Consider the following 26,918-nt stretch of genomic DNA (forward strand, 5'->3'; position numbering starts at 1 on the left):
TTTCGTTGTCTTAAATCAGATATACCAATATTGTGAAAAAATTTAAAATAAGTTAAACGTTGATGTCATGCGGAATATGCCAATCATTTGTGAAAAACTCTGAATTTTAGTAAGTAGTTTTCGTGATTGACTGTTTACAAGATACGAAAATTGTTGAATAATAGACATATATTTGAAAATTGTAAGCGTTTACCAAAAAGTTGTAATGGAGGAAATAACATGAATAAGCCAAAGTTGTATTTAGATATGGATAACGTGTTAGTAGATACATTGCCCATTTTAAATGCTTATGCAGAAGAGCATCCTGAAGTGGCAAAGCCAGACCGTGTAGCTGGTATTTTTGCAGACCTACCGATTAAGCAAGGGGTTAAGGATGCAGTTGCTACGTTGAATGAATATTTTGATCTTTATATCTTATCAACAGCACCTTGGCATAACCCAAGCGCTTGGCAAGATAAAATTGTTTGGTTAGAGAATCAATTTGGTGCAGGGGAAGGTAATCCTTTCTACAAAAAGGTTGTGATGGCGCACGATAAAGGGCTAGTTCATGGAACTGGTGGTATTTTAGTTGATGATCGTCCATACCACGGTGCAAGTGCATGGTCTGATACAGCTGCTAATAGTGAATGGATTCAATATGGTTACACTGAGCATCTGACTTGGGAAGACAAGTTAGTGCCATTCTTAGTTGAAGTTGCAAAGAACTATCAAGAGACAGCCAATGGCTCAATCAGTGAAGCAATTAAAATGAGTAATATTATCACTGGTCCTGTCCATGGTGATTTAGTTCATTTTGAAAAGGCAAATTGGGAATAAGGGGGAGATAGACATGATTACAAGTAGTACAGAGATGTTGAAAAAGGCGCGTGCAAATGGCTACGCAGTACCAGCATTCAACGTAAACAATCTTGAATGGGTCAAAGCGATTTTGATGGCGGCTGAAAAGACGCAATCACCAGTTATTATTCAAGTAACTGGTGGCGCTGCTAAGTACATGAGTAGCTTCAAAGTTGCTCGTGACTTGGTCGTAGACATTCATGATGCACTTAAGATGACTGTTCCTGTGGCGATTCACGTTGACCACGGAACATTTGAAGAAGTGCAAGAAGGAACGGCAGTTGGCTTTACGTCTGCCATGTTTGATGGATCATCATTACCAATTGATGAAAACGTGCGAAAGACAATGGAAGTCGCTAAAACAATCCATGCCAAGAATATGTCTTTAGAAGGTGAAGTAGGGACTATTGGTGGTGAAGAAGACGGTATCGTCGCTGATGGTGAAATTGCACCAGTAGCTGATGCAGTTCGTATGGCCGAAGCAGGTGTAGATATGCTTGCGGTTGGAATTGGAAATATTCACGGCCCATATCCAGAAGATTGGAAGGGACTTGATTTCAAGCACCTAGAAGACATTTCTAAGGCTGTTAAGGCAGATACGGGGAAAGACTTGCCATTCGTATTACACGGTGGCTCAGGTATCCCTGATGAGCAAATTCAAAAGGCGATTTCTCTTGGTGTTGCCAAGATTAACGTGAACACGGAAGGGCAATTAGCGTTCCATAAGGCTACACGTGAATTTGTCCTTTCTAACAAGGATCTAGAAGGTAAGAACTACGATCCGCGTAAGTTCTTGTTGCCAGGAACTGAAGCGATTGAAGCCATGGCAGTTGAGCGTATTAATGTGTTTGGTTCAGCAAATAAGGCGTAATTAATTAAAATTAGTAAGCATCAAAACTATTGAGTTGGAAACATACAAATATATTGCGTCTTGGACCAATATAAGTATGATTCATCACAAGGTTTTGATGCTTTTTTATATTGTTTCGCAAATAACTAATATTTAATAAGAAAGTGCATATGATTTGTTTCGTTTTTTAATAAATAAAAGTATGTTTAAATTTGTTTGGTTGTGATATTATGAACAAGTTGAATCGATTTAACGATGAAACATCTTCGTTTTTAAATATAAATTAGGGGTACACATACGATGACACGTAAGATTTTTGGGGAAGTAGTTGGAACTGCTTTGTTGATTTATCTGGGAACAGGATTGGTTTTGTTTGGTGGCGTATATGCAGATTTGTTAGGTCCAGCGCTTGGTTGGGGGCTAATGTTTACCATGTTGGTTTACACATTCGGGCCATTATCTGGTCCGCATTTGAATCCGGTGGTTACTCTGATGGTATACCTTACAAAGCGTATGCCAGGTCAGGAAGCCGTTGTTTATTTCATTAGTCAACTTGTGGGTGGACTACTAGGAGAACTAGCATTGGTTGGAACGTACAATGCCTTTTTGTCAAAGCAAGGGATCAGTTGGGAATCAGCAATTGCAGAACATCATCTAGGTAGCACGATGCATCCTAATTTAACCTCTGGTGCAGCATTCTTTGTGGAAATGATGATTACGACAATTCTATTGACGGTTTTGTTGGTCTTCATGAATCGTTTGACGAATGAGTTTGCCGGACAATCTCCAATTATTGTTGGGATTACTGTCTTTGCATTGGTAATGTTCAGTGGTAACTTGACTGGAACATCAATGAACCCAGTTCGTTCTTTGTATCCCGCATTATTTGCTGGAGGGACCGCATTAGAAATGTTATGGGTATACCTAACAGCGCCATTTGTGGCCGTGATTTTTGCGATCTTGATTGATAAGTACATTTTGGCGGATGATAAATAATTAAATGAATTTATGATAGGTGATCTTTCTAGATCACCTATTTTTATTCGTGTGACGTTTATGGAAGAGCGCAATGACTGTGTCAGATATTATCGACAAGAAAAGCAACGTTCAATAAAACGTTTTAACAAAAATATATTGCGTAACAATATAAAAAAGATATATAAAGATAAAACCGTAGAATGTTAATAATTCTACGGTTTTTCTGTTGTTTTTAAAATATTTAAACGCTAAAGTTGGTCATTATAAAGTTTTTTTGCTTTTTTTAAATAAACACCTATTAATGTATGCGGTTTCATGTATAATAAAACAGGTAATTAAAGACATAGATATGTGAATGTTTAGGAGGGAATTATGACAATATTAATTTCAATATTGCCAATTATTTTGCCAGTTATTCTATTAGGGATTTTGAATATGCCGGCGGTAAAAGGGATGTCAATTAGTGCACTAGTTGTGACATTGGCTGCGTTTTTCTATTGGGGAGTACCAGGGAATGCAATTGGTGCGTCGATTTTGCAGGGGATTCATAAGAGTTTGCCGATTGCCTGGATTTTGCTAGGAGCAATGCTTCTTTTGAAGGTACTACAACACACAGGTGCTATTGATCGAATTAACCTAGGGTTCATGAACCTAACACAAGACATGCGTCTACAAGCTGTTATGATTGCGTTCTTGTTTGGTTCATTGATTGAAGGGGTATCTGGATTTGGAACACCAGCCATGGTTACAGGTCCATTATTGATTGCGTTGGGATTTAAGCCATTGTCAGCGGGTTTTCTTGGCATTGGTATCAGATTCTACAGCTGTTTCATTTGGAGCCGTGGGAACGCCATTAACGGTTGGATTAAGTAATGCAGTGCCTGCTAATGAATTGGGACAAGTGGCAGCGCAAATTACACAAATCGAATTGTTTGTTGGAACATTCTTACCATTGATTTTGATTGGAATGTTGATTATGGTCTTACCTAATCAATATAAGACAAACCGTTTGAAGAGTTTGTTGGAAGTGACACCATGGTTGATCTTGATTGGATTAACATACACGGGAACTAGTTACATGGTTGTTCACTTTATCGGCTACGAAATGGCATCTATTATTTCACCATTGGTTGCAATTGGTGTGAGTGTGCTAACGATTAAGTTGGGCATCTTGGTACCTAAGTCAGCCAAGGAAAACCCATGGCGTCAAGATGCTAAGACTGAAGAAAATGAAACAACTGTACACAGTGATATGCCATTGCTACTAGCTTGGATGCCATACATCTTGGTGGTGGTAGCATTGCTAGCAACGAAGTTTATTGCACCATTGAAGGCGTTTATTAACACAGCATTTGATTTGTCATACCGTAACATCTTAGGCTTTGAAACCATTAAGTCAGATTGGTTAATCTTAGCTAACCCAGGAACAATTTTGATCTTGGTAGCGATTATTACGCTGTATCTACAAGGTGGTCGCTGGCGTGCGTTCCAACCTAAGGCTGTTGATGTGATCAAGGGAATGAAGGGAACCATGACAGCCTTGGTTGTGACGCTGATCATGGTTCAAGTCTTTACAAACTCTGTTTATAACACAAATGACTTGGTAAGCATGCCACTATACCTAGCCTCAACATTAGCTGAATCATTAAGCGGTGTTTGGATTATGATTGCTCCAGTATTGGGTGCATTAGGGTCATTCATCACAGGAAGTGCAACAGTATCTACATTGACATTCTCATCAATCCAAGAAAATGTGGCTGTAGGAGCTGGGTTGAACCAATACCTAATCTTGGCATTGCAAGTTATTGGATCAGCAGTTGGTAACATGATTTGTATCCACAACATTGTTGCAGCGGGTGGAGCTGTTGGCCTAAGTGGTAAAGAAGGAGATATTCTTCGTAAGACAATTATTCCAGCCGTTATTTACATCAGCTTATTGATTATTGTTGGTCTAGTATTTGGGATGTTTGTTGGATAATAATTTGAACATTTAGTTACTTTTGCTATAATGGTAAACATCAAGTTACCAATGTTAATACACAGGTCGATATTAGACCGGCGGGAGTGCTATGTTAATTTTTAGTTTTATTGGAATATTCTTTGGCTTCATCTTCCTAGGAGCAGGTGCTTACTTTTGGAATACTGAGCTAGTTGCTAAAGAAAACAAAATTGAATTCGTTATGATGGGAATTGGTGTCTTGCTACTATTGCTTAGTGCATTCATGATGTTCCGAACATAATGAAAAAAGATAAACAATATGATTCACAACAATGTGAGTTGTATTGTTTTTTATTTATATAGAACGTGTATATTTAGTTTGGTTTAAGTTTCACTCGTTACTTTCAATAGGTTAGGAATAATTGTGGAGATTCCTTGTGTCAAAATGAAAGATGAGTATTTCATGGAAGTTAGTATTGGTTATTGGATTGGATTTTTTGCGTTTGTGTTAGTTATGTTGGCCTTGGATTTGGGGGTCTTTCATAAAAATAATGAAGCACCAACAATGAAGTCATCCTTACTTTGGAGCGCGTTTTGGATTGGTTTGGCATTCGTCTTTGCGGGTGGTGTCTGGGCAATCGGGGGATCAGCTCCAGCAATTGACTTTGTGACAGCGTATCTGTTGGAAAAGTCATTAAGTATTGATAACTTGTTTATCTTTATTCTAGTCTTCACATTCTTCGGAATTGAAGCGAAGTATCAACACCGTTTGTTGTTCTGGGGTGTCTTTGGGGCGCTAGTTATGCGTGTCATTTTCATCTTCGGAGGTGCAGCATTGCTACACCAATTCGCTTGGTTGATGTACATCTTTGGAATTTTCTTGGTCTTTACTGGCTTCAAGATGTTCTTCGAAAAAGAGGGCGACCAAGACTTGAATGACAGTAAGATGATCAAGTTCTTCCGAAAGTTATTGCCACTAAAGGAAGATGTTAAGGAACCGCATTTCGTGGTTCGTGAAAACGGGAAGCTATATGCAACGCAATTCTTGCTAGCATTGTTGTTCATCGAAGCATCTGACTTGTTGTTCGCCGTTGATTCAATCCCAGCTGTATTGGCTGTGTCACAAGATACATTCATTGTTGTGACATCTAATATCTTTGCGATCATGGGATTGCGTTCACTTTACTTCGCCTTAGCAGGTATCTTGCCAATGTTCCGCTACATTAAGTACGGATTGGCTGGAATTCTATCATTCATCGGATTGAAGATGATTATCAATGAAGGAAGTAAGATGTTCGATTTGCCATTCTATATCTCAAACGTTGTCTCATTGACAGTGATTGTCGTATTATTGGCAGGTTCAATTGGTGCATCAATTTGGGCAACCAAGCAAGAAGAAAAAGCAAAGCAACAATCTTAATTGTTAATTTGGAAAAAACAGCCTTCGGGCTGTTTTTTTATTAGTGAAAACGCTTCAAAAAAATGATATACTAAGTTTATATTTTAAGAGATGAGGGGTTTTTGTTATGTCAGAGAAGATTTTATTTGGAACTTACACGAAGTCAACATCAAAGGGAATTTACCAAGCAACATTTGATGATGCCACAGGAGAAATGGGACCTGTTGAATTGGTTGCTGAAGTAGGATCACCAACCTATGTTGCCTTGAGCAAGGCCAACAAGTTGTACGCTGTTGACCGTAATGGTGATCAAGGTGGGGTTGCTACTTTGGATTACGCAGAAGGAAAGGCAACAATGGAACAAGAAGTTCTTGAACCAGGAGCCTCAGCAGCCTACGTTGCAGTTGATGAAGATCGTCAATTCGTATATACAGCCAACTATCACCGTGGTTTGGTGCAAGTTTTCAAGATTGAAGCTGATGGGCAATTGACTGAAACTGACCGTTACCAAGCTGAAGGTAAGGGACCTCGCCCAGAACAAGGATCATCACACATGCACTTCTTTAACGTTGCGCCTGATGGTCGTTTGGTCGCTGTTGATCTTGGTTCAGACAATGTTGTGACATTTGACTTGTCAGATGACGGTAAGTTGACTATTGCGAACACATTTGTCACAGAACCAGGTTACGGACCTCGTCACATTCGTTTCAGTGCTGATGGCAAGTATGCTTACCTACTAGGTGAACTATCATCAAAGTTGACTGTTATGACATACAACGCCGATGGTTCATTCACACCATTGCAAGTTGTTTCTACAATCCCAGCTGATTGGACAGAACACAACGGAACTGCTGCGATTTACTTGTCAGATGACAACCGTTTCTTGTACAGCACTAACCGTGGTCACAACTCAATGGCCGTGTTTGCGATTCAAGAAGGTGGTGCAAAGGTTGAATTGATTCAATTGATTAGCACAGAAGGTGACTTCCCACGTGATTTCGCCTTGTCACCATCAAACAAGTTCTTGATTGCTGCCAACCAAAATACAGATAACGCCACAATTTACGAACGAAATGCTGAAACAGGAATGTTGACGCTAAAGGAAAAGGATATCTTTGTTCCTGAAGGTGTTCGTGTTGTCTTTATCTAAGAGCTAAAGGCTTTAATAAGATTCAATCAATAGCACGGATGACAATGTCATCCGTGCTATAATTTTTTTAAATGAGTATTTTTACATAAATAACTCGACACCGTTGGAGGAAAGATACATGAGCACGAATCACATTGTTTTATTTGAACCACAAATGCCAGCTAACACGGGAAATATGGCCCGTACGGCTACTGGAACAAACACAAAGCTACACATCATCGAACCAATTCCTTTTGAACTAGATGACAAGCACGTTAAGCGTGCAGGATTAGATTACTGGGATACTGTGGATATTACCATTCACAAGAACCTACCAGCTTTTATGGACACATTGAGCGAAACCGATCAACTATTCTTGATCTCAAAGTTTGCGCCACAATCATACCACCAAGCTGATTACACAAACCCCGACCATGATTACTACTTCATGTTTGGGAAGGAAACAACAGGGTTACCAGAAATGTTCATGAAGGAACATGCTGAAAAGGCCTTGCGTATTCCACAAAACGATACTCACATTCGTTCTTTGAATGTGTCAAATACAGCCTCAATCATTATCTATGAAGCATTGCGTCAACAAGGATTCCCGAACCTAGATCTTACGCATGATTACGACTACGACAAGTTGAAGTAGGAGGGGTTATGGCTGCGAAAACAACGAAAACAAAAAAGCCAGCGGCCAAGCGCAAAACAAGCAAAAAGAAAACACAGAATGATTGGTTGTCTCAACACTGGGGGCAACTAACAGCGTTAGCTTTAACGTTATGTACTGTGTTTGCGATTTTGCAAGTAGGACTATTAGGTAAGTTCTTTGCGAATTGTGTTCGCTGGATCGTCGGTGGAAGTTATCAATTCCTGCTTTTGATTGCTTTGATGCCTTTATTAGTCCTAGTGGCATATGCCCAATGGCCTAAGCGTTTCAAGACACATCATTACGTTGGATTTGCGATCTTCTACGCAGGTATTATGTTGGTGAATTCAATTTTGTTCTTTTCACCAAAGCATATGTACATTGATTTAGCATCAAAAGTGACACAATTCATTAACCAAGACTTTGCCAATCATTCTAGCGCTACACCGGTTGGTGGAGGAGTCTTGGGGGCTCAATTCTATGAATGGACGCATATGATTGCTGGAAACTTCGGCGCTTGGTTAGTTGCTATCTTGATGTTGATTGGTGGATTTGTTGTGATGTTCAAGGTACCAGTACGAGAAGTATTCGATAACTTCTTTACCCTTGCGGAAGGGACTGGGGATTTTGTGCAAACACAAGCAAGTCAAGTACATGATGTGGTAACAGAGAAGGTAACAACTTTCCGTGAAAACCAACGTCAAAACATGACAGATGTGTTTAAAGATAATCCTTTCAGCACAGAAGCTGAAAAGGCCGAAGAAATATCTGCTAGTGCAACCAAGGGTGCAAGTATCACGAAGAGTAAGAAGCGTAAGCCGGACTTCGAACAGGAAGTAACGACAACAGGCGCTGATTATTCACCGCCTGAAATTATTGCACCGGAACCACAAGTCGCTAAGGTACAATCTGCTCCAGTGACAAAACCACAAGCAGTACCGGTCACAAATACAATGAAGTCTATGGATTTGCCACCATTGCCGCCAGAACCTATCTATGATGATGACTTTGTTCCTGGGGATGTGATTCAATCTGCTGATGAAATGGTTGATCCAATTACGATTCAACCTGATCTACCAGAAGCCGCAATTGATGATACGTTATCACATGCAGCAATTTTTGGTCATGATGATGCAAAGACATCACCTAAGACAACGGCCAAGCCAAATAGTTTTGGTCACGTTGAACCTACGACGCAAACGATGCCGACTGTAGACGTCGATGCAAGTGGATTAGGGAATGTTATTGATGATCGAGACTATGATCTACCAACAACAGACTTGATGACAGAAATTGGTTCTACTGATCAATCAGCTGAACGTGATGCATTGAATGAAAAGGCGCGTCTACTGCATGAAACATTGAAAAGCTTTAATATCAATGCAACCGTAGAAAAGGTTGTGCTCGGACCAACGGTTACACAATACGAAATTAAGCCCGCTGTTGGGGTTAAGGTATCTAAGATTCAAAATCTTGCCGATGACCTTGCCCTAGCATTGGCAGCTAAGTCATTACGTATTGAAGCGCCAATTCCTGGTAAGAATGTTGTTGGAATCGAAGTTGCCAATGATCAACAAGCAACTGTTGGTTTCCGTGACATGATGGATGAAGCGGGCATCGATACTGAAAACCCATTGGTTGTGCCAATTGGTCGCGGAGTAACAAGTGGTGTCGTTAAGATGGACTTGACGAAGATGCCACACTTGTTGATTGCCGGATCTACTGGATCAGGTAAGTCTGTTGCCATCAACGGTATTCTAGCGTCAATCTTGCTACAAGCGAAGCCAAGTCAAGTGCGGTTGATGTTGGTTGACCCAAAGAAGGTTGAATTGTCTGTTTATAATGACATCCCACATTTGATTACACCAGTTGTGTCAGACCCAAAGAAGGCGTCATTGGGATTGAAGAAGGTTGTTGCTGAAATGGATCGTCGCTTCAAGGTTTTGGCTGAAGAAGGGGTCCGTAACATTGATGGATACAACCGTTTTGTGCAAAAACATAATGCCACAAGTACTGAATCTGTCTTACAAGAAATGCCATACCTAGTCGTTATTATCGACGAATTGGCTGACTTGATGATGACATCTTCGGTTTCTGGCGATGTTGAAAATTCAATTGTGCGTATTGCCCAATTGGGGCGTGCCGCTGGAATTCACATGATTGTTGCAACACAACGTCCGTCAGTTGATATCATTACTGGATTGATCAAGGCCAATGTGCCATCACGTATGGCCTTTGCTGTTTCATCTGGAATTGATTCGCGAACTATTTTGGATTCTAATGGAGCTGAAAAGTTGCTAGGACGTGGAGACATGTTGTTCTCGCCAATTGGTTCAAGCGGACCACAACGTGTGCAAGGAGCCTTCTTGAGTGATGAAGATGTTGAGAATTTGACAGACTTCATTAAAGCACAAGGTGAGGCACAATATGATGATGCAATGACTGTATCTGAAGCTGAAATGCAAAGCCTAGAACAAGGTGATTCAGGGGATGGGAATGATTTAGATGAGCAATGGGACGATGTACTTGAATTTGTACTTCGTGCGAATGGCGCATCAACGTCATCTATCCAACGTCACTTTAAGATGGGATATAATCGTGCAGGACGTATTGTTGATGATATGGCTGATCGCGGCTTGATAGGGGGACCGAATGGTTCTAAGCCACGTGAAGTACATTTCACCGCTGAAATGTTGCCATCATTACGACGTAATGCGCAAAACAAACCTATGTAATTAAGAACCAGATATCTTAGGATATCTGGTTTTTCTTTTTGATTATTTGTTAAGGTTACATACTAAATGTCTCAAAATTTAAAAGTATGAACTGATAAATGGTATAATTAGGCAAAATATATGAGAAGTGAAGGGAGTAGTCACAGTGATTGAATTAACACACTTAACAAAACACTTTGGCGACAAAGTTGCGGTCAATGATCTAAACCTAACGATTCAACCAGGTGAAGTGATGGGACTGATTGGACAGAATGGTGCGGGAAAGACGACAACTTTCCGTATGATTTTAGACTTCATTACGCCAACAAATGGAACAGTTCTATGGGATGGACAACCACTTGATGCGCACAAACGTCAAAAGCTAGGTTTCTTGCCAGAAGAACGTGGTCTATATCAAAAGCAGACAATTGAAAATCAAGTGGTCTACTTCGCTGAATTACATGGGATGAAGCGTCAAGATGCTAAAATTGCGTTACGTGATTGGATGAAGCGCCTAGACGTTGTTGGGAAACCAGAAGATAAAGTGCAATCTTTGTCAAAAGGAAATGCGCAAAAAATCCAACTCATCTCAACGGTTATTTTTGAACCAGAATTCTTGATTTTGGATGAACCATTTTCAGGATTGGATCCAGTGAATACCGAACTGATGATGCGTGAAATTAAGCGTTTGAAGCAGAATGGGGCTAAAATTCTATTTAGTTCACATGATATGTCAGGAGTTGAACATCTTTCGGACAAAATCACAATGTTGCGACACGGAGACACGGTTTTACAAGGAACGCCCGTAGACATCCGCGAATCATTTGGACGTAGTGAAATCTACCTTGAGTCATCAGTTACGAATGAACGTTTGCTTCAAATCAATGGCGTAGATAACATTGAAAATGAAGGGGCCGGACGTAAGATTCATTTGACCGATCCAGAAGTCGGGAAAGATGTCTTTAAACTTGTGGCTGAAGATGGATATGTACCAGTCTTTGCGCAAACACCACCGACAATGGATGAAGTTTTCCGTCGTGAAGTCGCTGCAGGAGGTGATCAATAATGTTTATGAGACAATTATGGTTAGTCATGAAGCAAACATTTATGACCCGTGTTAAAACAGGTGGTTATTGGATGTTGGTGCTATCACCTTTGTTGATTGTTGCGTTTATTGGCGGTATAACATTTGTGACGAATGCAATGAACAGTTCTGATACGCCAACTGTGGCAGTAGTCAATCAACCTGCATTGACGAAGGTTCTAAATGCAGATAAAAATTTAGATGCGAAGTTAGTAGATGTTTCATCTAAAACGGCTGCTGAAAATGATTTAGCTGCTAAAAAGATTGATGGTTTGTTGACTGAACAAGATGGGAAATACACGTATTCATATACATCAGAATCACACACAATTGATCAAAATAACCTTCAGGTGTCCCTGAACCAATTTACGATGATGAATAAAGCGCAGGGTCTAAAGTTGACGACTGAAGAATTAACATCTTTGATGACCCCTCCCGCACTAAGTATGGTTATGCAAAGTAACAAAGGGCAAGCTGATGGTGGATTAGCAAAGGCTGCTAATTTTGCATTAGCTGGGGCGTTAGGTATTCTTATTTTTGTGTTTTTGAGTGCTTATGTAAGTATGATTGCCCAAGAAATTGCGAACGAAAAATCATCACGAATCATGGAGATTTTGTTGGCAATGACTTCACCAGCTGTACAATTTTTTGGTAAGATTAGTGGAATTGCCTTATTGGCGATTTTACATGCTGCGATTTATGTTGCTGTTGGAATTGGGGTCGCTATCGTTGCGCCCAAAAATGAAATGTTGCTAAAAGCAAAGTCAGTTGTTGCCGGTGTCGATTGGGGCTTTGGTGTGATGACTATTGCGATTGTGTTTGTAGCCATCGTGTTATATATGGTCTTGACTGCCATGATTGCAGCAATGGTAAATGATTTAAGTCAAGTGCAACAAGCAGTGTCACCAGTGACATACTTATCAATGATTAGTTATATGTTAACGTTTATGTTGAGTGGTAACTCACATAACATTATTTTGCAAGGTTTGTCATACTTGCCGTTCTTCTCACAAACACTAATGCCTGCGCGTCTAGGTTTGCAATATGCAACTATGACAGATGCAGCTGTTGCGTTGATACTAGAACTTCTAGCATTAATTGTGTTGGGATACTATGGATTACGCGTATACAAGAAGAATGTGTTAACGTATCAAGAGGGAAGTTTGTTTAAGCCGATTTGGCGAGGAATGACACGTATATTTAAGAAAAAGATTTAAGAGGAGTAGGAACATATGGCATTAAAAATTTTAGCCCACCGTGGATTGCCTGCAAAGTTGCCAGAAAACACAATGCGTGGTTTTCAAGCAATTGCAGACTCTGATGTGATGTGGATTGAAACTGATGTGGCAATTACAAAAGATGGGAAGTTGATTCTGATTCATGATGATTTTTTGGATCGTACAACTGATTTAACTGGTGAAGTGACGGCGCTAAATTGGGATGAAATGGCAAATGCTGACGCTTCAGCGAGATATGGTAAGAAGTTACGTGGGGAACACTTACCAACAATGGATGAATTTATCGCATTTATTAATGAGCAAGGTATCAACATTAACTTTGAATTGAAGGGTGTCTCTGGACCGAATGGCTTGCAACTATCTAAGCAATTGGTCCGCCAAATGATTACGTACTTAGAACAATTAGATCCCATTGTTGAAGTGCAAATTTCAAGTTTTAATCCAATTTTGTTAGGGATGATGCGTCAGGCGTATCCGAATGCAACTTATGCATTACTATTTGATAAAAATACATTTACGCCAGACTGGCCAATGCTTGCACAAGCTTGCGAAGTAACAGAAATTAGCGTAGAAGACACTAACTTAACAGCTGACACTGTTGCTGAAATTTTAGATCAAGGCTATCTGGTGAATGTCTGGACTGTAAACTCAGGGCGTCGTATTAAAGAGTTGTTCAGTTGGGGCGTTACAGGGGTGTTTACCGATAATGCACCAAAGTTTTTGAAGTTAGCAGATAAATTAAATGCCACTAAATAATTGAAGATAAAAATCCGCTACGAATCAAGCGACTCGTAGCGGATTTTTATGTTTATTTACGACAATTATAGGTTATTTGTCGTCATTTTTCTTGGTACCAAGAAAGCGCAATTTGTCATCTTGGTTAGGTGTATCTAGCGTGGGAATGTCAAAAAGATCATCCATATCACGACTATGTGTATCGTTACGACGCGTTAATAATCCCATAAGGAATCCTCCCAAATATTGTATTTAATTTAGTATAACACCATTTTTGGTTTTTCAGAAAAGACCAGATAATGGTATAATAACTAAATATACAAACAATAGACTTAAATTATCGTCGATTTTTAACGATATCAAGATTAAATCGTGATATTAACCGCTATCTTATTCATGGGATAGCGCTTTTTGTGTGTTTTATGCGTTAGATAAACGCATCACAAATGTAGAATCAAAATATTCATTACGTCCAGATAGGAATGACGCTAAAAGCTAGAATAGGAGCTATGTATGAAAGTTGTGTTTAGTAAGTACAAAAAACACATGCTGGTTGGAACTGTTGTTGGAGTCATCTTGCTAGGGGCAGGATTCACTGCAATGAATTTTTCAAAGTCTTTGGTGAGCGATGCTGCAGAATTTGAACTGCGTTCAGGTGTGAAGGTTACGTCTGAAAACCAAACTGACAATGCAGAAGCTGCTAAAAAGAGTGAGCCGGTAAAGCCAAAGCCTGTATCAAAGAAAGAAGCCATGATTAATGCTTTTAATGACAAGCTAAGTTCTGAATTCGGTGTACGAGTGGATTATGCCAAAAAGAACTATCCAAACTTTGTCTGGGCACGTTCTATCAGTAAGGTCGAATATGCTGATAAGCCTATGCCTGGTGTGAAGATTACATTAAGTGAATCAGGATCTAAGTTATCTAAGGGTGATTTATTTAAAGTGACAGAACATGCGCATAATTTTGCAACTGGGGTCTTCTACAATGTTGCCAGTTCTAAGCATAAAGAGTTTAAGGATACTGATTTAGAAAAGCTTTTTGACATGGATAATCGCCAAAAAGAAATTTACGCTGTTGTTGTAGATCAAAAAGGGAAAGTATTACATAAAACTAGTGGGACAACACGTGTCTTTGTTGAAAAAGACTTTAAGAAATAAGTACATATCATTGCATATGTTTAGACCATAACTTGGTAGTTACTCTGGGTTCGATTCCCACTATGGTCTGTTAAAACGCCCACAAGGTAGAGAAGATAATAACTGAATTAAAAGTGATATAATAAAGACAAATGTTTAACGGAGGAGGCGTGTATGGCATCTACCCATATTGAACAAAAGTTAGCGCTTTTACCTGATCAACCGGGATCTTATCAAATGAAAGATATCAATGGGAAGATTATCTATGTTGGTAAGGCTAAAAATTTAAAAAATCGTGTGCGTTCTTACTTTAAAGGTGAGCACACAGGGAAAACGGCACAATTAGTTGAAAATATTGCCGATTTTGATTTCATTGTGACATCGTCAGAAAAAGAGTCGTTGTTATTGGAAGTAACTTTGATTCAAAAGTATCAACCGTACTACAATATCCGTCTTAAAGGTGGAACGGGCTATCCCTACATCAAAATCACAAATGAACGTGATCCAAAGATTGAATTAGCCAACGAAGTCAAAAAAGATGGTGCACATTATTTTGGGCCGTATCCAAACGTATATGCTGCGCAAGAAACACTACATTTCTTACAAAAGACCTATCCATTACGTCGATGTAATGGATACCAAGGGCGCCCATGTTTATACGCTAATATGGGCCAATGTTTAGGACCATGTTATCGTGTTGTGCCCGTTGAAGAATATGATGCACAAATTAAACGTATTCAAGCGTTCTTGAATGGACGTACCAAAGAAGTAACGCAAGAATTAAAAGAGAAAATGATGGTGGCTTCAGAAGAAATGGCTTTTGAACGGGCTGCTGATTTGCGGGATCAACTGAAGTTCATTGAAGCAACAGTCGAAAAGCAGAAGATTATTTCAAACGATGGAACACCACGTGATTTAATCAACTACTATGTTGATAAGGGCTGGATGTCCGTTCAAATCTTCTTTATTCGTCAATCACGGCTGATGAAGCGCGAAAAACGGGTGTTTGCAATTGTGGAAGAGGCAGAAGAAGAGCTAACACGTTTTATTCTGCAATTCTATCAACGTGATAATACGGTGTTGCCAAAAGAATTGTTGGTACCTGCTGGTCTAGATGTAAAAAATATCGGTGAAGTCTTAGGTATTCCTGTCCGTACACCACAACGTGGTGAAAAGCGTCAATTGTTAGAGTTGGCAGAGAAGAATGCCAAAATTGAATTAGATGAAAAATTCCGTTTAATGGAAATGAACGTTAACAAGACAAGTGGGGCATCACAAGAATTAGCTGATGCGCTTGGTATTGATGAGATTCATCGGATTGAAGCGTTTGATCATTCGCATATTAGTGGTCAAGAAATGGTATCAGCCATGGTTGTGTATGAAGATGGGGTCCCTAATAAGAACCTATATCGTAAGTACAAGACCAAGACAGTTGAACATGCGGATGAACGTGCTGAAACGATGGAAGTTATTCGTCGTCGTTACAGTCGCTTGCTGAAGGAACATGCTGAAATGCCGGATCTAATTCTCATGGACGGTGGTGAAATTCAATTGAATGCAGCCAAAGAAGTTATCGAAGATGAATTAGGGTTAGATGTACCGGTTGCGGCGATGGTTAAGAATGATCATCACAAAACGGCCGATTTGCTAGTTGCGGCAGGAGAACCACCGGTCGTCTTAGATCACAAGTCACAAGGATTCTTCTTACTACAACGTATCCAAGAAGAAGTGCACCGTTTTGCGATCACATTCCATCGTCAATTGCGTTCTAAAACATCATTAGGGTCTCGTTTAGATGAAATCAGTGGGGTTGGACCTAAGACACGTCAAAAACTTTTGACAACCTATGGGTCATTGAAGAAAATCAGGGAAGCTCCCATTGAAGATTTGCAAAAACTAGGCGTTAGCAAGAAGGTTGCACAAAATATTAAAATCTCCTTACAAGCAAGTGATACAGATTCTAGTATAAAATAGCTTTCGCTAGTTGGAATTTACCGTTATATACTGTAAACTAGAAGTTACTGAATTTCGCGTGTAAACTTAACTCTGCAATAAAAGAAAGTGAGGTCATAAACATGGCGTTTGTCGACCAAGTTAAAATTAATGTTAAAGCAGGAAAGGGTGGCGATGGTGCCGTCTCTTTCCGTCATGAAAAGTATATCGATCGTGGTGGTCCTTTTGGTGGTGACGGTGGTCACGGAGGAAATGTTGTGATGGTCGTAGACGAAGGTCTACGTACTTTGATGGATTTCCGCTACAAGCGTATGTTTAAGGCGCAACCAGGACAAAACGGTGCAACTAAGGGAATGACTGGACGTTCAGCTGAAGATTTGATTATTCGCGTGCCACAAGGTACAACAGTAACTAATGCTGAAACTGGTGAAATCTTTGGTGACTTGACTGAAGCTGGCCAAGAATTGGTTGTTGCTAAGGCTGGACGTGGTGGACGTGGAAACATGCGTTTTGCGTCATCAAAGAACCCAGCGCCTGAAATCGCTGAAAACGGTGAACCCGGTGAAGAATTTGAAATCGGACTAGAACTTAAGGTTTTGGCCGATGTTGGATTGGTTGGATTTCCATCTGTTGGAAAGTCAACATTGTTGTCAGTTGTTACTGCGGCTAAGCCTAAGGTGGCGGAATACCACTTTACAACATTGAAGCCTAACCTAGGAATGGTTCGTCTTGATGATGGACGTGACTTCGTTATGGCTGACTTGCCTGGTTTGATTGAAGGTGCCTCAGAAGGTATCGGTCTTGGAATTCAATTCTTGCGTCACGTTGAACGTACACGTGTTATCTTGCACATGATTGACATGTCTGGAATTGATGACACACAAGATCCATTTGAAAACTACATGAAGATCAATGCTGAATTGGAAGCATACGATCCAATGTTGTTGGAACGTCCACAAATCATCGTACCTACGAAGATGGATATGCCAGATGCTGCTGAAACACTAGCAACATTCGAAGAAAAGATGGCTGAAGCTGGTATCGATGCTGATATCCGCCCAATCTCATCTTTGACACGTACTGGCGTGGAAGACTTGATGCAATACACAGCCAACCTGTTGGATGAAACACCAATGTTCATCCCTAAGGATATGGAACCACAAGATGAGACTGCCTTGTACGAATTTAATGAAGATAAGCCAGCCTTTGAAATTGCACGTGAAGAAGACGGAACTTGGATCCTTTACGGTGAAGAAATTGAACGTCTATTCCAACGTACAAACACAAACTTTACAGAATCAATGATGCGTTTCGCGCGTCAATTGCGTTACATGGGTGTCGACACAGCTTTGCATGAAGCTGGTGCCCAAAACGGAGATACTGTTCAAATTCTTGATTTCCAATTCGACTACGAAGTTTAATCAGAAATCAATTAAAGACGCTTATATTAACTCTCAAGTTAGTATGGGTGTCTTTTTTGTTTGCGCAGGGTCTGCGAATCGGTTAGAATTATTAAATGCCTTTACTAATGGTATAGCCATTAGTGAAGAAAGCGCTGATTGAATGTGAGAGTACATATGAACGAAGAAATGATTTTAAATATCTTGAAATTTGTGTTGATTGCAGCCTTGATTGGAATTGCAATGATTATTGTTTACCAAATTCGCAAACGTAAAGTTGAAGTGCGCGAACGTTTTGGTAAAGGGTTCTTAATTGGATTGTTCGCTGATTTTGGTGACACATTAGGAATTGGTTCTTTTGCGACAACGACAACAATCTTTAAGGCCACAAATTGGTTAGATGATGATCGTAAGTTACCGGGAACTATGACTGTAGCACATGCCATTCCGGTATTCATGGAGGCATTGCTATTCCTAACAGCTGTTAAGGTTGAGGCATTGACGTTGATTTCAATGACATTAGCTGCGGTTGTCGGAGCGTTTGTTGGAACTCGCGTTACGGCTAATTGGAACGTACGTAAGGTGCAACGTTTCTTGTCAGTTGCTCTTGTTGTGGCTGCGGTTGCGATGTTGATTAAATTGATTTTCCACCCAGGAATGGATGCATCTACTGATATTCATGGCTTACACGGATGGTTGTTAGTGCTGGGGATTAGCGTCAATTTCTGTTTGGGTATCTTTATGACGATGGGATTGGGTAACTACACACCTGAATTGATTTTCTTCTCACTTGTGGGGATGAATCCATTGGTTGCGTTCCCGATTATGATGATGGATGCGGCGATGATCTTTATGACATCAGCGGTGGCGTTTATCCGTTCTGGTCGTGTTGAATGGCGCGGAGTACCAGGAATTATCATTGGTGGGGTTATTGGTGTGTTATTAGCGGTACAAGTCGTGAACTACATTGATATTACAATGTTGTCATACTTAATTGTTGGTTTGTCAGTATACACAGCATCAACACTTTGGCGTGACTCAAAGAAGCCATTACCGGAAGCAACTGACGAAAAGACGTCTTTGCATTAAATATGAAATGGTTAGATTAAAGTCCTGACTTTTGTCAGGGCTTTTTTTGATGTTATACTAATTAAAAATCAAAGAGGAGTGGTGACAATGGCAAATGAACAATATTTAAATCTAACAATTTCACCACAAGTGGCAACGTGGGAACAAGATATTAAAAAGTCACAGTTTATTCTAAATGTGGCTCGGATTAGTAACGAAGAAGAAGCACGTGAGTTTGTTGCAACAATCAGCCAACAACATCGTAAAGCGAATCATAATGTTTGGACATATGTATTAGGTGATCATGATGAAGTGCAACGCTATTCTGATGATGGTGAACCAGCTGGAACTGCAGGGGTACCGATGTTAGAAGTGTTGAAAAATAACCAAGTACATAATGTTGTTGCGGTAGTAACGCGTTACTTTGGTGGAATTAAGCTCGGTGCTGGCGGTTTAATTCGTGCATATGCGGGAACCGTTGCTGATGGATTAGTCGACGTAGGGTTAGTTGAACTAGTGACACGTCAAGCAATTATCATTAGTGTCGGCTATCCTTCATACGATAGTTTGAAGTATTGGTTAGACACAAACGAATACATGATTAGTGATACGCAATATACAACAGGTGTGGATGTTACTGTTCCAGTATTGCCTAGTGATATTGAATCATTTGAAGCGCAGGTTAGTGACTTGTTGAATGGACAAGTAACGTTTGAGCATGGGGATGAACAATTGTTTGAAATGCCACATGACCGTAATGTAAGTGCGGCGACTTCATCATTGAAATAATGCGTTTGTAAAACAAGTTTCAAAAAATCTTATAACCAAAAGAAAAAGACCAACATATGATTGTTGGTCTTTTTTTAGTGCACAGTTAAGGTACGTAATTCAGTGAAATTCCCCGTACCGCCTACTTGAACACGAGTTATCTGATGTTTAGCGTCGGTTGTAAGATGGACTTTTATTTCTGAAGGTGCATTTAATTCATATCCTTGCTCAAAGATATAGTCGTTTTGACGTAGAATATCATGATTGTAAAGATACGAGGCCAATGCAGCGTTAGATGTACCAGTAGCTGCTTCTTCATTAATATCATACAAAGGAGCGAAGTTTCGGCAAATAATGCGATTGCCTTCAATGGTGAATAAATGCATACCAATGACGTTATATGTGGCACTAATATTTTCAATTTCTTGGAAGTCAGCAGTTAACTGACTTAGTGCGGCGAAGGATTTGATAGGTACCATAATATCACGTAAGCCAGTTGAAACAATTTGGATGGGGTAGGCACCCTCTAGCAGCGCTAAGTCGAATGAATTGGAAATGCTCTCTGGAACGAGGGATACATCAAAGATGGGGGTGTTTTGCTGCATTAAAATAGTGGATTCGTGAATAGTAATATCTAGAATGCCGCTATTGGTTTCAATTCTATACGTATCCTTCGTTAAGTTACCTAAATAATCGAGTGTTGTAAAAGTTGCAATTGTTGCGTGCCCACAAAGATCAACTTCTTCCTTGGGTGTGAAATATTCTAACTTGTAATCAGCTGATGAGGATGACGTGACAAAAGCAGTTTCAGCGAAACCTAGTTCGCGCGCGATTGACATTTTTTGTTTGCTTGTTAGTTTAGTATCCATGAAGACAACCCCGGCTTTATTTCCGCCAAGATTGTCTTTGGTAAATGCGCTTGCGATATATACTTTAATATCCATCTTGAATTCCTCGCTAACGATTGTTTGTCGTAATGATAAAAAGCTCATGTTTAAATCAACTATAACATTTATTGGTCAAATTAACGCTAGAGATGATCCGAGGTTGTGTAAGAAAAAATAAAACAGCCCTGATTAGTTTAGGTTACCAACTAATAGGGCTGCTTAAGTATAAGTGATTTGTTCAATTAAGCTGCATTACTCAAATCAACGTCTTTAGTTACGCGGCGGAAGACAAATGCTGTAGCACCAACTAGTAGTGCAGAAGCAATGAAAATCCCTTGGTAACCGAAGTAGAATGCGACTGCTGTTCCAAACATTGGACCAGCAACTGATCCAATCGCTTGGAATGATTGGTTATATGCGAAGATACGACTTGTAATCGCCTTAGGTGTTGTCTTAGACAATAGTGTCTGGACCGCAGGTAACATTGTGGCATCGGCAATTCCAATCAAGAAACGGAATAGGGCCAATTGCCAAACAGCGGTTACGAAGGCGGTAGGAACTAGTACTAAGACGGTTAATAGGAAGCCTAGCATGACCATGCGTTGCGTACCAACTTTATCACCTAACGCACCAAACTTTGAGGCAACCAATAGAGTCGCAATACCTGGCATCGCCGCAACGACCCCAGCTAAGAAAGTAACACTAATTGGTGTGTTGTTTAGTTGACGGACAAACAATGAAATAATTGGTGTGATTGAGAAGTTCACAATTTGAATCATCATTGTTGTAATGAACAAACCTAATGTTAAACGTGCATGAGGTAATTGTTGTACAACTTGCTTAAGTGATGGTGCGTCTTCTTTTAATGTTGGGACGAACTCTTCGTGAATACCAAACAACACAAGTAGGAAGACTAAGAAGAAAATAACACCAGTCACAAAGAAGGTCATTCGGAAACCTGTCAAACTGGCAAGTGTTCCACCGATGAATGGACCGATTAATTGCCCAGCAGTTGTTCCAGTTACGACAACTCCCATGGCATATCCGGTATGATCTTTAGGGGTTTGTGTGGCAACTAAGGCAGTTGCGTTGGAAATGAATCCACCGAACACACCTTGAATGGCACGTAACAAGATTAAATGCCAGACTTCAGTTGCTGTTCCCATCAGTGCGAAAATAATTGCCATTCCTAATGATGCGCGTAGCAACATTAGCTTACGTCCTTTGGCATCTGCTAAACGCCCCCAAAGTGGAGCGGTGAATGCAGTTGTTAGGAAGGCGATTGAAAAGATTACCGCACTATAGAAGTTTAGTTGATTAGTTGTGAAATCGCCTAATGTGTCAATATACAGTGACAAGAAAGGCATGACTTCACTAAAGCCGATTCCCATCATGAAGACACCGAACCAGAGGATCATCAAATTTTTCTGCCAAAGCTCAGTTGGCTGTTCTCGATGTCTGAACATACGTTACCTCCATATTCAAATTTTTATAATTTATTACTTACTATTTTAGGCTTTTTAATTAGAAACAACAAGCATCAACAAAGAGTTAGCATAAAAGGGTTGCAAAAAAATTGAAACAAGGTAATATGTGTAACAAGACTTTTTAATATAAATGCAGATTTAATTGTTGGAAAATGGCCAACAAGTCTCTACCACCGACCGAATTTTGGTGACAATCCGCAAATGTTTCGTGTACACTTATGCGTCATTTGTAGGATTTTCAGCGATTTTGGTCAAGCACTTAAAACTTACCAAACCCGGAGGATAAACATATGACTTTTGCAGCAGATAAGGTAACAAAACTAGGATTAACATTTGACGACGTACTTTTGGTGCCAGCAGCATCAAACGTATTGCCAAATGACGTAGATTTGAGTGTTGAACTAACACCAACATTGAAGCTAAACATCCCTGTATTGTCAGCTGCGATGGACACTGTTACTGAAGCTCGTTTGGCTATTCGTATGGCACAATTGGGTGGAATGGGTGTTATTCACAAGAACATGTTGATTGAACAACAAGTTGCTGAAGTGAAGAAGGTTAAGGCTGCTGCGATTGAATACGGAACTTTCCCAAATGCTGCTACTGACGAAAACGGGCAATTGATTGTTGCTGGAGCTGCTGGAATTACTTCAGATACAATCAAGCGTATTGCTGCTTTGGTTGAAGCTGGTGCCAACGCAATCGTATTGGACTCAGCACACGGTCATTCAGAAGGTGTTTTGCGTAAGATTCGCGAAGTTCGCTCAGAATTCCCTGAAGTAAACATCATTGCTGGTAACGTAGCAACTGTTGAAGGTACACGTGCTCTGTACGAAGCAGGTGTTGACGTTGTTAAGGTTGGTATTGGACCTGGTTCAATTTGTACAACTCGTGTTGTTGCCGGAGTTGGTGTGCCACAATTGACTGCTGTCTTGGATGCTGCTGAAGTAGCTCGTGAAATGGGTAAGTCAATCATCGCTGACGGTGGATTGAAGTACTCAGGTGACATCGTTAAGGCCTTGGCTGCTGGTGGAAACGCCGTAATGCTTGGATCAATGTTGGCAGGAACTGCTGAAGCACCTGGTGAAGTATTCACTGACGAAGCAACTGGTGAACAATTCAAGTCATACCGTGGTATGGGTTCAATCGCAGCCATGGAAAATGGTTCAAAGGACCGTTACTTCCAAGGTGAAGTTAATGAAGCGAACAAGATGGTTCCTGAAGGAATCGAAGGACGTACAGCCTACAAGGGATTGTTGGATGATGTTATCTTCCAAATTCTTGGTGGACTACGTTCAGGAATGGGATACACTGGCTCACATTCAGTTGCTGAATTGATTGAAACAGCACGCTTTGTTCAAATCACAAACGCTGGTTTGCTTGAAAGTCACCCACACGATGTTCAAATTGCTAAGGCAGCGCCTAACTACGCGAACTAATAAATGAAATAATTAATGAAGGTTGTCGCATCAGCGATGACCTTTTTTCTTTGGTTTGATTTGTGTTCGTTTAAACTTAATATCTGCTATACTATTATTATCTGATGTTTTGAGAAGAGGGGAACAACATATGTACGAATATTTAAAGGGAACGATTGAAGCGGTAACGCCTAGTTACATCGTGGTTGATGTACAAGGGGTGGGGTACCGTGTCATGACTGCGAACCCATATGTGTTTACACAAAATCAACCAACAACCGTGTATGTGGAACAAATTGTACGTGAAACTGAACAAACTTTGTATGGCTTCGCGACACTAGATGAAAAGACATTGTTCCAAAAGTTGTTGGCAGTATCAGGAATCGGCCCAAAGTCAGCGTTAGCGATTCTAGCAAGTAATGATCATTCAGGATTAGTACAAGCAATTATGGATAACAACGTAACATTCTTGACTAAGTTCCCAGGAATTGGAAAGAAGACAGCGCAACAAATTATTTTGGACTTACAAAATAAGTTGGCCGATTTACCATTCCAAAGTAACGTTGAAATTACACTAGATGTTCCTAAGCCTGAAGAATTAGAAGGTGCATTGGGTGAAGCGATGTTAGCGTTAGAAGCGTTAGGATATGCCAAGCGTGATTTGAAGTCAGTTGAAAAGCAATTAAGCAAGATGGATTTTGCCACAACGGCTGAATACGTAAGTGCTGGATTGAAGTTACTACAATAGAGGTAAGTTATGCCAGATGATTTATTGCGGGATGTATCCGCTGATATAGAAGAAAAGTCATTACGTCCAACGCGTTTGAGTCAATATATTGGACAACCAGCGTTGAAGAAACGAATGAACATTTATATCGAAGCAGCCAAGCAACGTTCTGAAACATTGGATCATGTGTTGTTTTATGGACCGCCAGGACTTGGTAAGACAACGATTGCGATGATTATTGCCAATGAAATGGGTGTTAATATTCGGACAACGACTGGACCAGCGATTGAAAAGTCAGGTGATTTATTAGCCTTGCTAAATGAGTTGGCACCAGGGGATGTTTTGTTTATTGACGAAATTCATCGTTTGCCAAAGACGGTCGAAGAAATGTTGTATTCTGCAATGGAAGACTTTTATGTTGATATTATTGTGGGTGAAGGGCCTACTGCTCATCCAGTTCATTTTCCATTGCCACCATTCACATTGATTGGGGCAACGACCCGTGCGGGGATGTTATCACAACCATTGCGTGACCGTTTTGGGATTGTGGAACATATGAATTATTACTCTAAGGATGAATTGGCTGAAATTGTTACGCGTTCTGCCGAGGTCTTTGGGACTGAGATTCAACCTGAAGGGGCACTAGAATTGGGATTACGATCACGAGGTACACCACGTATCGCTAATCGTTTACTACGTCGGGTCCGAGACTTTGCTATGGTACAAGGGTTAGATGTCATTGATAATGGGATTGTTGATTTTGCTCTAGATATGCTAAAGGTCGATAGTCGTGGGTTAGACCAAATTGATCATAAAATTCTAACGACGATGATTTCCTACTATCAAGGGGGACCAGTCGGTGTAAATACAATTGCAGCGAATGTGGGGGAAGAAGTTGATACGATTGAATCAATGTATGAACCATACTTAATTCAAATTGGTTTCTTGCAACGTACACCACGTGGGCGTGTTGTTAGTGCAGAAGCGTATGAACATTTAAATCTACCATTTCCAGAAATGAAGAAATAACGATCTAGTATTATAGAAGAAAATGAGAGAAGATAAATGCGAACAGATTATACATTAGATGACTTTGATTACGATTTACCAGAAGAACTAATTGCGCAAACACCATTATTGGATCGCTCAAGTTCTCGTTTGTTAGATGTTAATGCTGTGACGGGTGAAGTTGCAGATAAACACTTTTACGATATCGTCGACTATCTGAATGAAGGGGATGCACTTGTGATGAATAATTCACGTGTCTTACCTGCTCGTTTATACGGAACACGTCCTGGTACCGGTGGTGGGGTAGAAGTGTTATTGCTACGCCAAGATAATGGTGATGTATGGGAAACACTGATTAAGCCAGCTAAGAAGTATAAAGTTGGGCAAGAAATTGTGTTTGGAGATGGACAACTAACCGCTGTGGTCACAGAAGAGTTGGAACACGGTGGTCGAATGGTTGAATTCCGTTATGATGGCATCTTCTTAGAAATCCTAGAATCATTAGGTGAAATGCCATTGCCACCATACATTAAAGAAAAGTTAGATGACCAAGAACGTTATCAAACTGTTTTTTCAAAGGTCAATGGATCTGCGGCTGCCCCAACTGCAGGACTACATTGGACACCAGAACTGTTAGCCAAGGTAGAAGCAAAGGGTGTGAAGATTGTTGAATTAACGCTTCACGTAGGTTTGGGAACATTCCGACCAGTGGAAGAAACCAACCTGGAAGATCACAAGATGCATTCTGAATTCTATCAATTGTCACAAGATGCGGCAGATACATTGAATGAAGTGCATGCAAATGGTGGTCGTATCGTTGCGACAGGGACAACTTCAATTCGTACTTTGGAAACAATTGGTCAAAAAAACGCAGGGCGCTTAGTGGCGGACTCTGGTTGGACAGATATCTTCATTAAGCCAGGATACCAATGGACGGTTGTTGATGCATTTATCACGAACTTCCATTTGCCTAAGTCAACGTTGGTGATGTTGGTTGCAGCCTTTACAGGGCGTGAACACATTCTAGGTGCGTATGAACATGCAATTGCACAAGGATATCGCTTCTTTTCCTTTGGGGATGCGATGTTTGTACACAAATAACACGAAAAATAAAACTTTTTAACAAAACGCTTGACCAAACGTTGTCAGCGCGGTATATTATTACATGTCCTAACGACAGCAAGTTGTTTCGGCGCTAAGTTAAAACGTTTTTGCGGATGTAGTACAATGGCTAGTGCTCCAGCCTTCCAAGCTGGGAATGCGGGTTCGATTCCCGTCATCCGCTTTGCAGAAATGCAACGATGAAAAATAACTTAAACAAGTTGTTGACATTCATCGCATACCGATGGTATGATAATTAAGTTGTCTCAGGGGGATACAAATCACCTAAACGAAACAACGAAGTAGATCATTGAAAACTGAATATCGTTTCGATGTAACAAATGTGTAGGTCGACCAACTATTAGTTGGTCCAAACATTTGCGAAGTCAATTCGCTAGTAAATTCGTTT

Annotated in this window: 23 protein-coding genes, 1 tRNA gene, 1 pseudogene and 1 riboswitch; of the genes and pseudogenes, 22 read left to right on the plus strand and 3 right to left on the minus strand. The window is 40.3% G+C overall.

What is annotated here, in order from left to right; translation table 11 throughout:
• Window positions 1-219: 219 nt before the first annotated feature.
• From KHQ31_RS02130 to KHQ31_RS02185, 12 genes and pseudogenes are all read left to right on the plus strand, one after another.
• Complete coding sequence (locus KHQ31_RS02130) at window positions 220-816, plus strand: HAD family hydrolase (RefSeq protein WP_213409353.1); 597 nt, start codon at window positions 220-222, stop codon at window positions 814-816.
• Window positions 817-829: 13 nt separating this feature from the next.
• Window positions 830-1,708 carry a class II fructose-1,6-bisphosphate aldolase gene (gene fba, locus KHQ31_RS02135; RefSeq protein WP_213409354.1) on the plus strand — a complete coding sequence of 293 codons (879 nt, stop codon included), beginning with the start codon at window positions 830-832 and terminating at the stop codon, window positions 1,706-1,708.
• Window positions 1,709-1,987: 279 nt separating this feature from the next.
• Window positions 1,988-2,683 (plus strand): MIP/aquaporin family protein, encoded by a 696-nt coding sequence (locus KHQ31_RS02140; RefSeq protein WP_213409355.1) that lies wholly within the window; start codon window positions 1,988-1,990, stop codon window positions 2,681-2,683.
• Window positions 2,684-3,037: 354 nt separating this feature from the next.
• Window positions 3,038-4,643, plus strand: a pseudogene (locus KHQ31_RS02145) (L-lactate permease).
• A 91-nt stretch (window positions 4,644-4,734) separates the two neighbouring features.
• Window positions 4,735-4,905 carry a hypothetical protein gene (locus KHQ31_RS02150; protein WP_213409356.1) on the plus strand — a complete coding sequence of 57 codons (171 nt, stop codon included), beginning with the start codon at window positions 4,735-4,737 and terminating at the stop codon, window positions 4,903-4,905.
• A gap of 162 nt (window positions 4,906-5,067) precedes the next feature.
• Window positions 5,068-6,024 (plus strand): TerC family protein, encoded by a 957-nt coding sequence (locus KHQ31_RS02155; RefSeq protein WP_213409357.1) that lies wholly within the window; start codon window positions 5,068-5,070, stop codon window positions 6,022-6,024.
• A gap of 106 nt (window positions 6,025-6,130) precedes the next feature.
• Entirely contained in the window at window positions 6,131-7,153 is a 1,023-nt protein-coding gene (locus KHQ31_RS02160; RefSeq protein WP_213409358.1) for a lactonase family protein, read from the plus strand.
• Window positions 7,154-7,271: 118 nt separating this feature from the next.
• On the plus strand, window positions 7,272-7,787 hold the full coding sequence (locus tag KHQ31_RS02165) for a tRNA (cytidine(34)-2'-O)-methyltransferase (RefSeq protein ID WP_213409359.1): 516 nt from the start codon (window positions 7,272-7,274) through the stop codon (window positions 7,785-7,787).
• An 8-nt stretch (window positions 7,788-7,795) separates the two neighbouring features.
• Window positions 7,796-10,519, plus strand: coding sequence for a DNA translocase FtsK (locus KHQ31_RS02170; RefSeq protein WP_213409360.1), 2,724 nt, complete (start codon window positions 7,796-7,798; stop codon window positions 10,517-10,519).
• A gap of 145 nt (window positions 10,520-10,664) precedes the next feature.
• Window positions 10,665-11,564: an ABC transporter ATP-binding protein gene (locus KHQ31_RS02175; RefSeq protein WP_213409361.1), complete on the plus strand. Its 900-nt coding sequence runs from the start codon at window positions 10,665-10,667 to the stop codon at window positions 11,562-11,564.
• Window positions 11,564-12,799: an ABC transporter permease gene (locus KHQ31_RS02180; RefSeq protein ID WP_213409362.1), complete on the plus strand. Its 1,236-nt coding sequence runs from the start codon at window positions 11,564-11,566 to the stop codon at window positions 12,797-12,799. The genes KHQ31_RS02175 and KHQ31_RS02180 overlap by 1 nt, the downstream gene beginning before the upstream one ends.
• A gap of 15 nt (window positions 12,800-12,814) precedes the next feature.
• Complete coding sequence (locus tag KHQ31_RS02185; RefSeq protein WP_213409363.1) at window positions 12,815-13,576, plus strand: glycerophosphodiester phosphodiesterase family protein; 762 nt, start codon at window positions 12,815-12,817, stop codon at window positions 13,574-13,576.
• 72 nt (window positions 13,577-13,648) lie between these two features.
• Here KHQ31_RS02185 and KHQ31_RS07865 read toward each other — a convergent pair whose 3' ends face one another.
• Window positions 13,649-13,783, minus strand: a complete 135-nt coding sequence (locus KHQ31_RS07865; RefSeq protein ID WP_264336032.1) for a hypothetical protein — start codon at window positions 13,781-13,783, stop codon at window positions 13,649-13,651.
• A 285-nt stretch (window positions 13,784-14,068) separates the two neighbouring features.
• Between KHQ31_RS07865 and KHQ31_RS02190 the strand changes: the two genes are divergently transcribed.
• The 5 genes from KHQ31_RS02190 to KHQ31_RS02210 all read left to right on the plus strand — a co-directional run bounded on the left by KHQ31_RS02190 (window position 14,069) and on the right by KHQ31_RS02210 (window position 19,902).
• Window positions 14,069-14,713 (plus strand): hypothetical protein, encoded by a 645-nt coding sequence (locus KHQ31_RS02190; RefSeq protein ID WP_213409364.1) that lies wholly within the window; start codon window positions 14,069-14,071, stop codon window positions 14,711-14,713.
• 153 nt (window positions 14,714-14,866) lie between these two features.
• Entirely contained in the window at window positions 14,867-16,666 is a 1,800-nt protein-coding gene (uvrC, locus tag KHQ31_RS02195) for an excinuclease ABC subunit UvrC (protein ID WP_213409365.1), read from the plus strand.
• Window positions 16,667-16,767: 101 nt separating this feature from the next.
• Window positions 16,768-18,066: a GTPase ObgE gene (obgE, locus tag KHQ31_RS02200; protein WP_213409366.1), complete on the plus strand. Its 1,299-nt coding sequence runs from the start codon at window positions 16,768-16,770 to the stop codon at window positions 18,064-18,066.
• Between the two features lie 156 nt (window positions 18,067-18,222).
• Entirely contained in the window at window positions 18,223-19,134 is a 912-nt protein-coding gene (locus KHQ31_RS02205) for a TSUP family transporter (protein WP_213409367.1), read from the plus strand.
• Between the two features lie 87 nt (window positions 19,135-19,221).
• The gene (locus KHQ31_RS02210; RefSeq protein ID WP_213409368.1) at window positions 19,222-19,902 is read left to right on the plus strand and encodes a YigZ family protein; all 681 of its coding nucleotides are present in this window, start codon (window positions 19,222-19,224) and stop codon (window positions 19,900-19,902) included.
• 74 nt (window positions 19,903-19,976) lie between these two features.
• On the opposite strand, the gene KHQ31_RS02215 is transcribed toward KHQ31_RS02210, so the two are convergent.
• Both KHQ31_RS02215 and KHQ31_RS02220 read right to left on the minus strand, forming a co-directional pair.
• A complete protein-coding gene (locus KHQ31_RS02215; protein WP_213409369.1) occupies window positions 19,977-20,825 on the minus strand; it encodes a PhzF family phenazine biosynthesis protein in 849 nt (282 codons plus the stop codon).
• 185 nt (window positions 20,826-21,010) lie between these two features.
• On the minus strand, window positions 21,011-22,234 hold the full coding sequence (locus KHQ31_RS02220) for an MFS transporter (protein WP_213409370.1): 1,224 nt from the start codon (window positions 22,232-22,234) through the stop codon (window positions 21,011-21,013).
• A 135-nt stretch (window positions 22,235-22,369) separates the two neighbouring features.
• Window positions 22,370-22,469: riboswitch (purine riboswitch) on the plus strand.
• A 76-nt stretch (window positions 22,470-22,545) separates the two neighbouring features.
• Here KHQ31_RS02220 and guaB point away from each other — a divergent pair.
• The 5 genes from guaB to KHQ31_RS02245 all read left to right on the plus strand — a co-directional run bounded on the left by guaB (window position 22,546) and on the right by KHQ31_RS02245 (window position 26,693).
• Entirely contained in the window at window positions 22,546-23,694 is a 1,149-nt protein-coding gene (gene guaB, locus KHQ31_RS02225; RefSeq protein ID WP_213409371.1) for an IMP dehydrogenase, read from the plus strand.
• A gap of 130 nt (window positions 23,695-23,824) precedes the next feature.
• Window positions 23,825-24,421: a Holliday junction branch migration protein RuvA gene (gene ruvA, locus KHQ31_RS02230; RefSeq protein WP_213409372.1), complete on the plus strand. Its 597-nt coding sequence runs from the start codon at window positions 23,825-23,827 to the stop codon at window positions 24,419-24,421.
• 9 nt (window positions 24,422-24,430) lie between these two features.
• Complete coding sequence (gene ruvB, locus KHQ31_RS02235) at window positions 24,431-25,429, plus strand: Holliday junction branch migration DNA helicase RuvB (protein ID WP_213409373.1); 999 nt, start codon at window positions 24,431-24,433, stop codon at window positions 25,427-25,429.
• Window positions 25,430-25,465: 36 nt separating this feature from the next.
• Window positions 25,466-26,509, plus strand: coding sequence for a tRNA preQ1(34) S-adenosylmethionine ribosyltransferase-isomerase QueA (gene queA / locus KHQ31_RS02240; protein ID WP_213409374.1), 1,044 nt, complete (start codon window positions 25,466-25,468; stop codon window positions 26,507-26,509).
• A 112-nt stretch (window positions 26,510-26,621) separates the two neighbouring features.
• Window positions 26,622-26,693, plus strand: a tRNA-Gly gene (locus KHQ31_RS02245).
• The last annotated feature ends 225 nt before the right edge of the window (window positions 26,694-26,918 follow it).

Origin of the sequence: Weissella ceti (genome assembly GCF_018394055.1) — a bacterium.
Classification (GTDB): Bacteria; Bacillota; Bacilli; order Lactobacillales; family Lactobacillaceae; genus Weissella; species Weissella ceti.